Source organism: Salmonella sp. JXY0409-18 (genome assembly GCF_020268625.1).
Taxonomy (GTDB): Bacteria; Pseudomonadota; Gammaproteobacteria; order Enterobacterales; family Enterobacteriaceae; genus Salmonella; species Salmonella enterica.
This window is the reverse complement of sequence record NZ_CP084216.1, coordinates 619,357-633,368: the sequence shown is the minus strand read 5'-3', so window position 1 is coordinate 633,368 and position 14,012 is coordinate 619,357. Positions and strand designations below refer to the sequence as shown.

The 14,012-nt window shown below is 53.0% G+C and carries 15 protein-coding genes; 14 read left to right on the top strand and 1 reads right to left on the bottom strand.

All coding sequences use genetic code 11. The features are described from left to right. Positions 1–228: 228 nt before the first annotated feature. Together ygjG and LDB27_RS03045 are read left to right on the top strand one after the other, a co-directional pair. Positions 229–1,608 (top strand): putrescine aminotransferase, encoded by a 1,380-nt coding sequence (gene ygjG, locus LDB27_RS03050; RefSeq protein WP_001520281.1) that lies wholly within the window; start codon positions 229–231, stop codon positions 1,606–1,608. Positions 1,609–1,778: 170 nt separating this feature from the next. Then, entirely contained in the window at positions 1,779–3,797 is a 2,019-nt protein-coding gene (locus tag LDB27_RS03045) for an NADPH-dependent 2,4-dienoyl-CoA reductase (RefSeq protein WP_000121532.1), read from the top strand. 80 nt (positions 3,798–3,877) lie between these two features. On the opposite strand, the gene rlmG is transcribed toward LDB27_RS03045, so the two are convergent. Then, positions 3,878–5,014, bottom strand: a complete 1,137-nt coding sequence (rlmG, locus tag LDB27_RS03040; protein WP_000019989.1) for a 23S rRNA (guanine(1835)-N(2))-methyltransferase RlmG — start codon at positions 5,012–5,014, stop codon at positions 3,878–3,880. An 85-nt stretch (positions 5,015–5,099) separates the two neighbouring features. Between rlmG and LDB27_RS03035 the strand changes: the two genes are divergently transcribed. The 12 genes from LDB27_RS03035 to LDB27_RS02980 all read left to right on the top strand — a co-directional run bounded on the left by LDB27_RS03035 (position 5,100) and on the right by LDB27_RS02980 (position 13,961). After that, complete coding sequence (locus LDB27_RS03035) at positions 5,100–5,597, top strand: M48 family metallopeptidase (RefSeq protein WP_000202969.1); 498 nt, start codon at positions 5,100–5,102, stop codon at positions 5,595–5,597. Positions 5,598–5,748: 151 nt separating this feature from the next. Next, entirely contained in the window at positions 5,749–6,441 is a 693-nt protein-coding gene (locus LDB27_RS03030; RefSeq protein ID WP_000951042.1) for a vancomycin high temperature exclusion protein, read from the top strand. 87 nt (positions 6,442–6,528) lie between these two features. Then, the gene (locus LDB27_RS03025) at positions 6,529–7,527 is read left to right on the top strand and encodes a Gfo/Idh/MocA family protein (protein WP_023214433.1); all 999 of its coding nucleotides are present in this window, start codon (positions 6,529–6,531) and stop codon (positions 7,525–7,527) included. Positions 7,528–7,797: 270 nt separating this feature from the next. Next, positions 7,798–8,766, top strand: coding sequence for a TerC family protein (locus LDB27_RS03020; RefSeq protein WP_001098836.1), 969 nt, complete (start codon positions 7,798–7,800; stop codon positions 8,764–8,766). A 254-nt stretch (positions 8,767–9,020) separates the two neighbouring features. After that, positions 9,021–10,265, top strand: a complete 1,245-nt coding sequence (gene sstT, locus LDB27_RS03015) for a serine/threonine transporter SstT (RefSeq protein WP_000235367.1) — start codon at positions 9,021–9,023, stop codon at positions 10,263–10,265. Positions 10,266–10,714: 449 nt separating this feature from the next. Next, entirely contained in the window at positions 10,715–11,377 is a 663-nt protein-coding gene (gene yqjA / locus LDB27_RS03010) for a DedA family general envelope maintenance protein YqjA (RefSeq protein ID WP_000422141.1), read from the top strand. A gap of 3 nt (positions 11,378–11,380) precedes the next feature. Continuing rightward, a complete protein-coding gene (gene mzrA, locus LDB27_RS03005; RefSeq protein WP_000917516.1) occupies positions 11,381–11,764 on the top strand; it encodes an EnvZ/OmpR regulon moderator MzrA in 384 nt (127 codons plus the stop codon). Between the two features lie 144 nt (positions 11,765–11,908). Then, entirely contained in the window at positions 11,909–12,277 is a 369-nt protein-coding gene (locus LDB27_RS03000) for a DUF1090 domain-containing protein (RefSeq protein ID WP_000877297.1), read from the top strand. Between the two features lie 41 nt (positions 12,278–12,318). After that, positions 12,319–12,624: a DUF883 family protein gene (locus LDB27_RS02995; RefSeq protein WP_000031219.1), complete on the top strand. Its 306-nt coding sequence runs from the start codon at positions 12,319–12,321 to the stop codon at positions 12,622–12,624. A gap of 2 nt (positions 12,625–12,626) precedes the next feature. Next, the gene (locus LDB27_RS02990) at positions 12,627–13,025 is read left to right on the top strand and encodes a phage holin family protein (RefSeq protein WP_000785626.1); all 399 of its coding nucleotides are present in this window, start codon (positions 12,627–12,629) and stop codon (positions 13,023–13,025) included. After that, a complete protein-coding gene (locus LDB27_RS02985; protein WP_000095496.1) occupies positions 13,022–13,321 on the top strand; it encodes a YqjK-like family protein in 300 nt (99 codons plus the stop codon). Before LDB27_RS02990 ends, LDB27_RS02985 begins: the two co-directional genes overlap by 4 nt. Before the next feature lie 247 nt (positions 13,322–13,568). Further along, positions 13,569–13,961: a DoxX family protein gene (locus tag LDB27_RS02980; RefSeq protein WP_001592732.1), complete on the top strand. Its 393-nt coding sequence runs from the start codon at positions 13,569–13,571 to the stop codon at positions 13,959–13,961. The last annotated feature ends 51 nt before the right edge of the window (positions 13,962–14,012 follow it).

The window sequence follows — 14,012 nt, the reverse complement described above, 5'->3', positions numbered from 1 at the left end:
TCTGCCCTGGCTCACCTTTTTCTCACGCCGCCGTTAACGCAACACACCGTAAACCATAAAACAAGATCTGCTCAAAATGCATCCAATTGTTAACACATAACATTAAATGTTGTGTAAATGTGATTATTCCTGGTGTTTATCCCGATTTTCACTATGGGCTTAGACCCCCGCTAATCCCTGCAATACTTAATTCAGTATCATGTGATACACGGCCCTCTGGAGCTCATTTTGAACAGGTTACCTTCCAGCGCATCGGCTTTGGCCTGTAGCGCGCACGCACTGAATCTCATCGAGAAGCGAACGCTAAACCATGAGGAAATGAAAGCACTAAACCGAGAGGTCATTGACTACTTTAAAGAGCATGTAAATCCAGGATTTCTGGAATACCGGAAATCTGTTACCGCCGGCGGGGATTACGGAGCCGTAGAGTGGCAAGCGGGCAGTTTGAATACGCTTGTCGACACCCAGGGGCAAGAGTTTATCGACTGTCTTGGGGGGTTTGGCATCTTTAACGTGGGGCACCGTAATCCTGTTGTGGTATCCGCCGTCCAGAATCAACTCGCAAAACAACCTCTCCACAGCCAGGAGTTACTTGACCCCTTGCGGGCGATGCTGGCAAAAACGCTGGCGGCGCTGACACCGGGGAAACTCAAGTACAGCTTTTTCTGTAACAGCGGCACCGAATCCGTCGAAGCGGCGTTAAAACTGGCAAAAGCGTATCAGTCGCCGCGCGGCAAGTTTACCTTTATCGCCACCAGCGGCGCATTTCATGGCAAATCATTGGGCGCGCTCTCCGCCACGGCCAAATCCACCTTCCGCAGACCCTTTATGCCTTTACTGCCGGGCTTCCGCCATGTGCCGTTTGGCAATATCGACGCGATGAGCATGGCATTTAGCGAAGGCAAAAAAACGGGCGACGAGATAGCAGCCGTGATTCTGGAGCCTATTCAGGGTGAAGGCGGCGTGATCCTGCCGCCGCAGGGATACCTGACAGAGGTACGTAAGCTCTGTGACGAATTCGGCGCGCTGATGATTCTGGATGAAGTACAAACCGGCATGGGGCGTACCGGCAAGATGTTTGCCTGTGAGCACGAAAATGTGCAGCCTGATATTCTGTGTCTGGCGAAAGCCCTGGGCGGCGGCGTGATGCCGATTGGCGCCACCATCGCGACTGAAGAGGTGTTTTCGGTTCTGTTCGACAACCCCTTCCTGCATACCACCACTTTTGGCGGTAATCCGCTGGCTTGTGCTGCCGCGCTGGCGACCATTAACGTCCTGCTGGAGCAAAACCTCCCGGCCCAGGCGGAACAAAAAGGCGATACGCTACTGGATGGTTTTCGACAACTTGCGCGTGAATATCCCAATCTGGTACACGATGCGCGCGGCAAAGGTATGTTGATGGCCATTGAATTTGTCGATAACGAAACGGGCTACCGTTTTGCCAGTGAGATGTTCCGTCAACGCGTGCTGGTCGCTGGTACGCTGAATAATGCGAAAACAATTCGTATCGAGCCACCGCTCACGCTAACCATTGAACTGTGCGAACAGGTATTGAAATCAGCGCGTAATGCGCTGGCGGCGATGCAGGTGAGCGTTGAAGAGGTTTAAAAACGATGCCGGATGGCGCTATGCTTATCCGGCCTGTTTTCCCCGGGTCGCGGCCTCTTTTTTGAATCTCATCACAATCACCACATTCCCCTTTTCCCTTTTACCTCGCGACGGCTACAGTAGTAACTCATCCGACCACATAACAATAATTTTACATACTGGATACGCTTATGAGCTACCCGTCGCTGTTCGCCCCGCTCGATCTGGGCTTTACTACTCTCAGAAACCGCGTGCTGATGGGATCGATGCACACGGGTCTGGAAGAACATCCTGATGGCGCCGAGCGCCTGGCGGCATTTTATGCCGAGCGCGCGCGACACGGCGTAGCGTTAATCGTCACCGGCGGTATTGCGCCCGTTCCCTCCGGGGTCGTGATGACCGGCGGCGCGATGCTGAACGATGCCAGCCAATTAACGCCTCACCGCGTGGTGACCGATGCCGTACATGCGCAAGGCGGTAAAATCGCGCTGCAAATTCTGCACACTGGACGTTACAGCTATCAACCGCACCTGGTCGCGCCGTCGGCAATTCAGGCGCCAATCAACCGCTTTATGCCGCATGAACTGACGCATGATGAAATCTTGCAGTTAATCGACGACTTCGCGCATTGCGCGCAACTGGCGCGGGAAGCAGGCTACGACGGCGTAGAGGTGATGGGATCAGAGGGCTATCTGATTAATGAATTTCTCACCCGGCGAACTAACCATCGCGATGACGAATGGGGCGGCGACTATACCAGCCGTATGCGCTTCGCGGTTGAGGTAGTACGCGCGGTACGCCAGCGGGTAGGGAACGACTTTATTATTATCTATCGCCTGTCGATGCTCGATCTGGTGGAAAATGGCGGCACGTTCGACGAAACGGTACAACTGGCGCAAGCCATTGAAGCCGCAGGCGCAAGCCTAATTAATACCGGCATTGGCTGGCATGAGGCGCGAATCCCGACCATCGCCACGCCAGTACCGCGTGGCGCCTTTAGCTGGGTGACGCGGAAACTCAAAGGTCATGTGTCGGTTCCGCTGATCGCGACCAATCGCATTAACGATCCGCAGGTCGCTGAGACGATCCTGACGCGCGGCGATGCCGATATGGTGTCGATGGCGCGTCCCTTCCTTGCCGATGCCGAATTCCTGACTAAAGCGCAATCCGGACGCGCAGATGAGATCAACACCTGTATCGGCTGTAATCAGGCCTGTCTGGATCGGATCTTCATCGGCAAAGTGACCTCCTGTCTGGTGAACCCACGCGCCTGTCACGAAACCCACATGCCGATAACGCCGGCCATACGCAAAAAGAATCTGGCCGTTGTCGGCGCAGGCCCGGCGGGGCTGGCTTTCGCGATTAACGCCGCGTCGCGCGGCCATCATGTCACGCTGTTTGACGCCCAGAGTGAAATTGGCGGTCAGTTCACTATCGCCAGGCAGATCCCGGGTAAAGAGGAGTTTTACGAAACGCTGCGCTACTACCGTCGAATGATCGATATTACTGGCGTTACGCTGAAACTGAACCAACAGGTGAACGCAGAGGATCTTCAGCCGTTTGACGAAGCGATCCTCGCCTGCGGAATAGTACCGCGCCGCCCGCCGATAGACGGTATCGATCATCCAAAAGCATTGACCTACCTGGAGGTATTGCGCGATAAAGCGCCGGTTGGTAAACGAGTGGCGATCATCGGCTGCGGCGGGATCGGTTTTGACACGGCCATGTATCTGAGCCAGCACGGCGAATCCACCAGCCAAAATATTGCTGAATTTTGTACGGAATGGGGAATTGATACCAGCCTGCAACAGTCAGGCGGTCTGCGCCCGGAAGGCCCGCGCCTGGCACGTAGTCCACGGCAAATCGTCATGCTGCAACGCAAAGCCAGCAAGCCGGGCGAAGGGTTAGGTAAAACCACCGGCTGGATCCATCGCGCGACGTTACTGGCGCGCGGCGTGAAGATGATCCCGGCAGTCAGTTACCAGAAGATCGACGACGACGGATTACATCTCTTGATCGGCGGCGAACCGCAGTTGCTGGAAGTGGATCATGTGGTGATCTGCGCCGGACAGGAGCCTCGCCGCGAGCTGGCGGACCCGTTACGCGCCGCAGGTAAAACGGTACATCTTATCGGCGGATGCGATGTCGCGATGGAGCTGGATGCCCGACGGGCGATTGCCCAGGGCACCCGACTGGCGCTGGAGATTTAACGACTTTACCTGATGGCGCTGCGCTTATCGGGCTTACACCGTCATACCGGTTTTATAGGCCGGTATGACGCTTGAGCGCCTTATCGACGGCGCCCCTGCTTCACCGCTTTCAAAATAACAAATTTATTGTTGGTTGCTATCGTCGCGCAATTACCGAAAATCTTCTTCAGCTTGTGGAAATAGTCCAGATGGCGGTTCGCCACAATATACAGTTCGCCGTTGATTTTCAGGCAACGGCGGGCGTGATGGAACATCTCCCAGGCGATATTATCCGTCAGCGCATGTTTCTGGTGGAACGGCGGGTTGCAGAACACAGCGTTAAAACGGAACGGCTCCACGCCGGAGAGCGCATTGTTGATCATAAATTCGCAGCGTTCGAACGCTTCCGGCAGGTTCGTTTCTACATTCAAACGGCTGGAATCTACCGCCATCGGCGATTCATCGACAAATACCACGTTCGCCTGCGGATTTTTCGCCAGTAAGCTCAGGCCAATCACCCCATTGCCGCAGCCGAGATCGACAATCTCCCCGTCGAGGTTTTCCGGCAAATGCTGCATAAAGAAGCGCGCGCCGATATCCAATCCGGTACGAGAAAACACATTCGCGTGGTTGTGAATCGTCCAGCCTGTATCTTCCAGTTTCCAGCTTAGCGTTTGCGGCGCGTCGGCCAGTTGCGGATGACTGAAGGTACAGTTAATCAGGCGCGCTTTCTTCCACGCCAGCGTCGTCGTGGTTGGGCCCAGCACTTTTTCAAACAGTTCCAGCGTAGAGGTATGAATATCACGCGCTTTCGCGCCGGCGATAATACGCGTTTGCGCCGTAACGACCTTACGCAAAGCGCGTAACTGCTGTTCCAGCAACGCCAGTGTTTTCGGTACCTTAATCAATACCACGCCCGGCGCCTGCGGGTAGTCAGCGGTACTGTCGAGAAACGTTACGCTGGACTCCGCGATGCCGTTATGGCGTAAATTCTCTCGCGTACCCAGTTCGCTTAAATACGAATCGCCAATACTGTATGGCGAATGCTCCGCCAGCGCACAGCTTAGCGCGCCAAACGTATCATTCAGGATCAGCACCGGGCCGCGAATTTCCGTCTCATCCAACTGTTGCAGCAGATACTCATCGGCCGCCTCCCACGCCAGAAGCGGGTTAACATCATCCGTTTGCGGAAAACGTTTCAGCGTCAGTGAACGGAAACCGTCGTCTACGTGGCTCATTAGGCCTCCTGAATGGTAAAATTGCGGCGTTATCCCTGAAAAGGGTGCGTGAGTATACACTTTTTATCAGCAACATGGAGCTTTGATGACCTCACTAACTTACCTTCAGGGGTATCCGGAACATCTCCTTGCCCAGGTGCGTACCTTAATCGCCGAGCAGCGCCTGGGAGCGGTGCTGGAAAAACGTTATCCCGGCGCGCATGATTACGCCACTGACAAAGCGCTATATCACTATACTCAGGAACTGAAAAGTCAGTTTCTGCGCAATGCGCCGCCCATCAATAAAGTGATGTATGACAGCAAGATCCATGTGCTGAAAAATGCGCTGGGACTGCATACCGCTGTCTCGCGCGTTCAGGGCGGCAAGCTCAAGGCAAAGGCGGAGATCCGCGTCGCCACCGTGTTTCGCAACGCCCCGGAGCCATTCTTACGAATGATTGTGGTTCACGAACTGGCGCACCTGAAAGAGAAAGATCATAACAAAGCGTTTTATCAGCTCTGCTGCCATATGGAGCCGCAGTACCATCAACTGGAGTTTGATACGCGCCTGTGGCTGACGCATCAGGCGCTGTCGGCACAATAAATTCTGAAAATGCCCCTTCCCCCGTATCTTTTTAACGGCGTGGGCATAAAATCGACGCGTTCACATTTCGCTCATTGCCTGCCGCCACGTCAAGGATAACGATCTGTAGAGGGTATTTTTTATCCACCGCCAACGGAACCGCGCAACGACCATGCTCTCACAATGTGCCCGTTTTATCCGCCGCCTCTGTTTTACACCCCGGGCGTTAACAGTGGCGTGTTTTCTGCTTGTCGCAGCAGGCGTCGCGCTTTTCTATTCCAACTGGCTTATCGTCAACGCCTCGCAGCATCTGACATGGAATGACATTCAGACCGTTCCCGCCCGCAACGTCGGGCTGGTGTTAGGCGCTAAACCCGGCAATCGGTATTTTACCCGGCGGATTAATACTGCCGCCGCGTTGTATCACGCCGGTAAAGTGAAGTGGCTGTTAGTCAGCGGCGATAATGGCAAAAAAGAGTACGATGAACCTTCGGCGATGCAGCAGGCGCTGATAGCGAAAGGTGTGCCGGAAGCGGCCATTTTTTGTGATTATGCCGGATTCTCCACGCTGGACTCCGTAGTTCGCGCCCGGAAAGTGTTTGGCGAAAGCCGCATTACGATTATCTCGCAAGCATTCCATAATCAACGGGCGATCTGGCTGGCGCAACAATATGGCATTGACGCTATCGGCGTTAACGCGCCGGATCTGAATAAAAGGCACGGAACCTACACACGACTTCGGGAAAAGCTGGCGCGGGTTAGCGCAGTGCTGGATGCCAAAATTTTGCATCGTCAGCCTAAATATCTGGGCGCTGGCGTCACTATTGGGGCTGTTAGCGCACACGGGTGCCCTTCTCGCCAGTAAAATGCCAGAGTGCGTCGCAGCGCACTGGCAAGGGCGGAAAGGCGTGCTACATTGACGAAAATCCCTTTCTGGAGTCCGCTGACGTTTATGATACGTTTCGCTGTAATTGGGACTAACTGGATCACGCGCCAGTTTGTCGACGCCGCCCATGAAACCGGCAAATTCAGGCTCGCCGCCGTTTACTCCCGTAGTCTTGAACAGGCGCAGTCTTTCGCAAATGATTATCCCGTCGAGCATCTGTTTACCTCGCTGGAAGCGATGGCGCAAAGCGACGCGATTGAGGCGGTTTATATCGCCAGCCCGAACTCCCTGCATTTCTCCCAGACACAGCGCTTTTTGCAGCATAAAAAACATGTCATGTGCGAAAAGCCGCTGGCTTCTAACCTGGCGGAGGTTGATGCCGCTATCGCCTGCGCGCGCGATAACCAGCGGGTACTGTTTGAAGCCTTTAAAACCGCCTGCCTGCCCAATTTCCTGCTGCTGCGGGAATCGTTGCCGAAAATCGGCAGAATGCATAAAGCATTCCTAAATTACTGCCAGTACTCTTCACGTTATCAGCGCTATCTGAACGGTGAAAATCCGAATACGTTTAATCCGGCCTTCTCCAATGGTTCGATTATGGATATCGGGTATTACTGTCTGGCGTCGGCGATCGCGCTATGGGGCGAGCCGCGCAGCGTTCAGGCGTCGGCGAATTTGTTGGAAAGCGGAGTAGATGCGCACGGCGTCGTGGTTATGGATTACGGCGATTTTAGCGTCACGCTACAGCATTCCAAAGTCAGCGACTCGGTACTGGCCAGTGAAATTCAGGGCGAGAGGGGATCGCTGGTCATTGAAAAGCTGTCGGAATGCCAGAAAGTGTGTTTTGCGCCGCGCGGCGCGCTGATGCAGGATCTGACCCAGCCTCAGCATATTAATACCATGCTGTATGAAGCCGGGGCGTTTGCCCAGCTTATTGAAAACCATACCGTGGAACATCCGGGGTTATCGCTAAGTCGCGCCACGGCAAAATGGCTGACAGAAATACGCCGTCAAACCGGGGTCATCTTCCCGGCGGACGATCTGACTCATCCCCTTACTGCGTAAAATTATGTAAATTATATGTTACAGGTCATTGACTCTACGCGTGGCCTGTCATACTTTGTTACGCGCAAAGGGGAGTAACTTCATTGTCGGTCGATCGTCATTACGATGTGTGCAAAACCACATCCGGTCACCGGGCAGCCATAAAGGAATGCGTCAGCGTATTCCTTTATTGTTGTAAGTGAGACCTTGCCGAATGGCAAGGTCTATGCATAAAAGCAGCGGCTAATGCCATTCGGCGTTAGCCGTTTTTTTTTTGCATAGGGAGAAATAATGAATACTGTTGGTACGCCATTATTATGGGGTGGATTCGCGGTTGTTGTGGTGATAATGCTATCCATCGACCTGTTGTTGCAGGGACGCCGTGGCGCACATGCGATGTCGATGAAACAAGCAGCAGGATGGTCAATCCTGTGGGTAACGCTCTCGCTACTGTTTAACGCTGCTTTCTGGTGGTATCTGGCTGAAACGCAAGGGCGCGAAGTTGCTGACCCGCAGGCATTGGCGTTCCTTACCGGCTATCTGATTGAAAAGTCGCTGGCCGTAGATAACGTCTTTGTCTGGCTGATGCTGTTTAGCTATTTCTCCGTCCCTCCGGCTCTGCAACGCCGGGTGCTGGTGTATGGGGTTCTTGGCGCGATCGTGTTGCGTACTATCATGATTTTCGCCGGTACCTGGCTTATCACTCAGTTCGAATGGCTGCTGTATGTGTTCGGCGCCTTCCTGCTGTTTACCGGCGTAAAAATGGCGCTGGCGAAGGAAGACGAATCCGGCATTGGCGAAAAACCGATGGTGCGTTGGCTGCGCGGGCATCTGCGTATGACCGATACGATCGAGAACGAGCACTTTTTCGTACGTAAAAACGGCCTGTTGTATGCCACGCCGCTGCTGCTGGTGCTGATTATGGTTGAGCTCAGCGATGTAATCTTCGCCGTTGACAGTATTCCGGCGATCTTTGCGGTCACCACCGACCCGTTCATCGTACTGACCTCTAACCTGTTTGCCATCTTAGGACTGCGCGCGATGTACTTCCTGCTGTCCGGCGTGGCGGAACGCTTCTCGATGCTGAAATATGGTCTGGCGGTCATTCTGGTCTTTATCGGCATTAAGATGCTGATCGTCGACTTCTACCATATTCCTATCGCGATTTCGCTGGGCGTAGTGTTTGGCATTCTGACCATTACGCTGGTAATTAACGCCTGGGTTAACCATCAGCGCGATAAGAAACTGCGAGCGCAATAATCTTTTATCGGGGTAAACCTGCCCCGTCAAAAACGCCCGGCAGCGCGCACCTGCCGGGCGTTTTTGTTTAACATGTCACAATACTGTTAATATAAAGTTATAAAACATGATCGCAGCAAAAAATCCAGGATATTTCGCTTCCCGAACCTTCAACTTTCCTTATACTCAACCAGGCAAACACTTTGTTACATCCTGAAAGATGCGCCGTAAGAGCGTGCAGGGGATGACCAGCAACACAATACAAGGAACATGAAATGGCTACGCAACGAGCATCAGGGCTACTGCAGCGTTTAGCGCAAGGCAGTCTGGTTAAACAAATTTTAGTGGGTCTGGTACTGGGGATTTTACTGGCATGGATTTCTAAGCCTGCGGCAGAAGCGGTTGGCTTGCTTGGCACCCTGTTCGTCGGCGCCTTAAAAGCGGTCGCCCCCGTTCTGGTGCTGATGCTGGTCATGGCCTCGATCGCCAACCACCAGCACGGTCAAAAAACCAATATTCGCCCTATTCTCTTTCTTTACCTGCTAGGCACCTTTTCAGCCGCGCTGGCGGCCGTTGTGTTCAGCTTCGCCTTCCCTTCAACGCTGCATCTGTCCAGTAGCGCCCAAGATATCGTGCCGCCGTCCGGCATTGTAGAAGTTCTGCGCGGTCTGCTGATGAGTATGGTGTCGAACCCCATCGACGCGCTGCTGAACGCTAACTATATCGGGATTCTGGTATGGGCCGTCAGTCTGGGATTTGCCCTGCGTCATGGCAATGAAACTACCAAAAACCTCGTGAACGATATGTCTAACGCCGTGACCTTTATGGTGAAACTGGTGATCCGTTTCGCGCCAATCGGTATTTTTGGTCTGGTTTCATCAACGCTTGCAACCACCGGCTTCTCCACCCTGTGGGGCTATGCGCACCTGCTGGTCGTCTTGATTGGCTGTATGCTGCTGGTCGCGCTGGTGGTCAACCCGCTGTTGGTATTCTGGAAAATTCGTCGCAACCCTTATCCGCTGGTGTTCGCCTGCCTGCGTGAAAGCGGCGTTTATGCCTTCTTTACCCGCAGCTCTGCCGCCAATATTCCAGTGAATATGGCGCTGTGCGAAAAGCTGAATCTGGACAGGGATACTTACTCCGTTTCCATTCCGCTGGGCGCCACCATCAATATGGCCGGCGCGGCAATTACCATTACGGTTCTGACGTTGGCGGCAGTTCATACGTTAGGCGTCCCGGTGGATCTGCCTACAGCGCTGCTGCTGAGCGTGGTGGCCTCGCTGTGTGCTTGCGGCGCCTCCGGCGTGGCAGGCGGTTCATTGCTGCTAATCCCGCTGGCGTGCAACATGTTTGGCATCCCGAACGATATCGCGATGCAGGTAGTAGCGGTCGGCTTTATTATCGGCGTATTGCAGGATTCGTGTGAAACGGCGCTGAACTCATCTACCGATGTTCTGTTCACTGCGGCAGCCTGCCAGGCAGAGGACGAACGTCTGGCGAATAACGCCTTGCGTAGCTAAGTGATTATCGATGCCGGATGGCGCGTGCCATCCGGCGTGATGATAGATCTGAATCTCCCAATCCATAGGCTGTGACGGAAAGCGAATTGATGTTCACGCGCGACATCCTCGCGTAACGTTATATGTAGATGGCGTCTGCCGCGGCGCTCGGTCAGCGTACAGTATAAAGTGTCAGCCTGTGTAAATCCTCTCGCCACCCTCCTTTGCGATAAGCAAAATCAAAGCTCAACGACGCGTAATTTCTATAACGGACTTCGTTGACCTTTGTTACAATTAGATGCATTTTGAATTTTTGTGTGTTAGTGCTTGCTTACTTCACAACTTAACAAGGAATAGTTCAGGCCGCGAATTTGCCGTTTCCGCAACGCTGATAAAAACTCCAACTCTGTTGCGGCAGTGCAAACCTCAGATCACCGGCGTGACGTTAACCGATTCTCCAGGAATACTGAATGGAACTACTGACTCAATTGCTGAATGCCCTGTGGGCTCAGGACTTTGAAACACTGGCCAATCCTTCCATGATTGGCATGTTATATTTTGTGTTATTTATGATTTTGTTTCTGGAAAATGGGCTGCTCCCTGCCGCCTTTTTGCCTGGCGACAGCCTGTTGATCCTGGTCGGCGTGCTGATCGCCAAAGGCGCGATGGGTTTTCCACAAACCATTTTGCTGCTTACCGTCGCGGCCAGCCTGGGTTGCTGGGTGAGCTATATTCAGGGCCGCTGGCTGGGGAATACCCGCACCGTGCAAAACTGGCTCTCTCATCTCCCCGCACATTATCATCAACGCGCCCATCACCTTTTCCATAAACACGGCCTGTCGGCATTATTGATAGGCCGTTTTATCGCGTTTGTCAGAACACTGCTGCCCACCATTGCCGGCATATCCGGCCTGAATAACGCGCGCTTTCAGTTCTTCAACTGGATGAGCGGCTTGTTGTGGGTGCTTATCCTGACGTCGCTGGGCTATCTGCTGGGTAAAACGCCCGTCTTTATGAAGTATGAAGATCAGTTAATGTCATGCCTGATGCTGCTGCCCGTGGTGCTGCTTTTTTTTGGTCTGGCGGGTTCGCTGGTCATGCTGTGGAAAAAGAAGTATGGGAGCCGGGGATAACTTATGCTTAAACCACGCATAACTGCCCGACAACTCATTTGGATCAGCGCTTTTCTACTGATGCTGACCATACTCATGATGACGTGGTCAACGCTGCGTCAGCAAGAGTCGACGCTGGCCATTCGCGCGGTTAACCAGGGCGCCAGTATGCCAGACGGCTTCTCAGTTCTGCATCATCTGGATGCGAACGGCATTCATTTTAAAAGTATTACGCCTAAAAATGACATGTTGCTCATTACCTTCGATTCCCCTGCGCAAAGCGCCGCAGCAAAAACAGTGCTTGATCAAACATTACCACACGGTTATGTCGTCGCTCAGCAGGACGATGACAACGAAACGGTACAGTGGCTGTCCCGCTTACGGGAAAGCTCCCACCGCTTTGGCTAATCTCCAGGAATCCGAATCATATCACTCACTTTGGTGATTTCATTGTTTAATGACTATGATTAATAAAGCGGTGTTTAACCCACCGCGTTATTATCGGGATCACCGCCCCGGACAACGGGTCCGAACATAAGGGAAAGTTCAGGAATGAAATACCGCATCGCTTTGGCTATCACGCTTTTTACACTTAGCGCCGGTAGCTACGCTAATTCGCTTTGTCAGGAAAAAGAGCAGGATATACAAAAGGAAATTAGCTACGCTGAAAAGCACAACAATCAGCGCCGTATTGAGGGTCTGAACAAGGCGCTCAGCGAAGTACGCGCTAATTGTACTGACAGCAAGCTACGCGCCGAGCATCAGAAAAAGATCGCTGAGCAAAAAGAAGAGGTAGCCGAACGCCAACGTGATTTAGCCGAGGCAAAAGCAAAAGGCGATGCGGATAAAATAGACAAACGTGAACGTAAGCTGGCCGAGGCTCAGGATGAGCTAAAAAAACTTGAGGCCAGAGACTACTAAATTAACGCCGAATGTAAATACTCACTCACCTGGAGAAAACTATGTCGAAAGATAACACTACGGAACATCTGCGCGCTGAGTTGAAATCCCTGACCGATACGCTTGAAGAAGTGCTGAGCTCTTCGGGCGAAAAGTCGAAAGAAGAGTTGAGTAAGATTCGTAGCAAAGCCGAGCGCGCGCTGAAAGAGAGCCGTTACCGCCTGGGCGAAACGGGTGATGTGATTGCCAAACAGACTCGCGTCGCCGCCGCCCGCGCCGATGATTATGTGCGCGAAAATCCCTGGACAGGCGTAGGCATTGGCGCCGCTGTCGGTCTGGTGTTGGGCGTACTGCTGACGCGTCGTTAATTATGGCGGATTCTCGACAGGCACAAGGACCAGGCAAAAGCGTACTGGGTATCGGGCAGCGGATTGTCACCATTATCGTTGAGATGGTGGAAACCCGGCTGCGACTGGCGGTAGTAGAACTGGAAGAAGAGAAAGCGAACCTCTTTCAGCTTTTGCTGATGGTAGGTCTTACCATGCTCTTCGCGGCGTTTGGCTTAATGAGCCTGATGGTTCTGGTCATCTGGGCTATCGATCCTCAGTACCGTTTGAACGCGATGATCGCTACCACAGTTGTGCTGTTAGTGCTTGCGCTAATCGGCGGCATCTGGACTTTGCGCAAAGCGCGTCAGTCCACGCTATTGCGCCATACGCGGCACGAACTGGCTAACGATCGGCAAATTCTGGAGGACGATCAGTCGTGAGCAGCAAAGGCGAACGCGAAAAACGTAAAGCGCTGCTTCTCAGTCAGATCCAGCAGCAACGGCTGGATCTGTCCGCCAGTCGTCGCGACTGGCTGGAGACCACCGGCGCGTACGATCGCGGCTGGAATACGGTGTTAAGCCTGCGCTCCTGGGCGCTGGTCGGTAGCAGCGTAATGGCCATCTGGACCATCCGTCATCCTAATATGTTGGTACGCTGGGCGAAACGCGGCCTGGGTATCTGGAGCGCCTGGCGCCTGGTAAAAACTACCCTCCGTCAACAACAGCTCCGCGGTTAATATCTTTTCTTTTATAGCATCGCGCCATCAGGTTATCGCCCTATTACACCTGGTGGCGCGATACTTTTATGCATATCGTCTCTTTATCAATCACTCAAATTTTTTGAAAAAATTTGGCAATTTTCCTTGCTAACAATTCCTGTACGCCACGTTTATGATTCTCTCCAGCGATAACAATGACGCGCTAAACCGCGCCATTGCTCATGAAAATAGCAGCAGCAGCCGAATCGGCCTCCTGGAGAATAAAATGAAAAAATTAGAAGATGTTGGTGTACTGATAGCGCGTATTTTAATGCCAGTTCTGTTTATTACCGCAGGATGGGGAAAAATTAGCGGCTATGCGGGCACACAACAGTATATGGAAGCGATGGGCGTACCAGGATTCCTGCTGCCGCTCACCATACTGCTTGAGTTCGGCGGCGGTCTGGCGATTCTGCTGGGGTTCCTCACCCGCACCACTGCGCTTTTTACCGCTGGTTTTACGTTGCTGACGGCATTGATCTTCCATAGCAATTTTGCAGAAGGTGTAAACTCGCTGATGTTTATGAAAAACCTGACCATTGCCGGCGGATTCTTATTACTGGCGTTAACCGGGCCTGGCGCGTTCAGCCTTGACCGTCTGCTGAATAAAAAGTGGTAAGCAATCTATACTCAATTAAAAAAGCGAGGGAATAGCGCCTCGCTTTTGTCA

What these genes read in the sequence shown, in the direction of transcription:
- LDB27_RS03000 (WP_000877297.1), top strand. Translation starts at nt 11,909, where the DNA reads ATGAAATACCGCATCGCTTTGGCTATCACGCTTTTTACACTTAGCGCC.
- LDB27_RS03030 (WP_000951042.1), top strand. Translation starts at nt 5,749, where the DNA reads ATGCTCTCACAATGTGCCCGTTTTATCCGCCGCCTCTGTTTTACACCC.
- LDB27_RS03045 (WP_000121532.1), top strand. Translation starts at nt 1,779, where the DNA reads ATGAGCTACCCGTCGCTGTTCGCCCCGCTCGATCTGGGCTTTACTACT.
- LDB27_RS02990 (WP_000785626.1), top strand. Translation starts at nt 12,627, where the DNA reads ATGGCGGATTCTCGACAGGCACAAGGACCAGGCAAAAGCGTACTGGGT.
- sstT (WP_000235367.1), top strand. Translation starts at nt 9,021, where the DNA reads ATGGCTACGCAACGAGCATCAGGGCTACTGCAGCGTTTAGCGCAAGGC.
- mzrA (WP_000917516.1), top strand. Translation starts at nt 11,381, where the DNA reads ATGCTTAAACCACGCATAACTGCCCGACAACTCATTTGGATCAGCGCT.
- rlmG (WP_000019989.1), bottom strand. Translation starts at nt 5,014, where the DNA reads ATGAGCCACGTAGACGACGGTTTCCGTTCACTGACGCTGAAACGTTTT.
- LDB27_RS02995 (WP_000031219.1), top strand. Translation starts at nt 12,319, where the DNA reads ATGTCGAAAGATAACACTACGGAACATCTGCGCGCTGAGTTGAAATCC.
- LDB27_RS03020 (WP_001098836.1), top strand. Translation starts at nt 7,798, where the DNA reads ATGAATACTGTTGGTACGCCATTATTATGGGGTGGATTCGCGGTTGTT.
- LDB27_RS03025 (WP_023214433.1), top strand. Translation starts at nt 6,529, where the DNA reads ATGATACGTTTCGCTGTAATTGGGACTAACTGGATCACGCGCCAGTTT.
- LDB27_RS02980 (WP_001592732.1), top strand. Translation starts at nt 13,569, where the DNA reads ATGAAAAAATTAGAAGATGTTGGTGTACTGATAGCGCGTATTTTAATG.
- yqjA (WP_000422141.1), top strand. Translation starts at nt 10,715, where the DNA reads ATGGAACTACTGACTCAATTGCTGAATGCCCTGTGGGCTCAGGACTTT.
- LDB27_RS03035 (WP_000202969.1), top strand. Translation starts at nt 5,100, where the DNA reads ATGACCTCACTAACTTACCTTCAGGGGTATCCGGAACATCTCCTTGCC.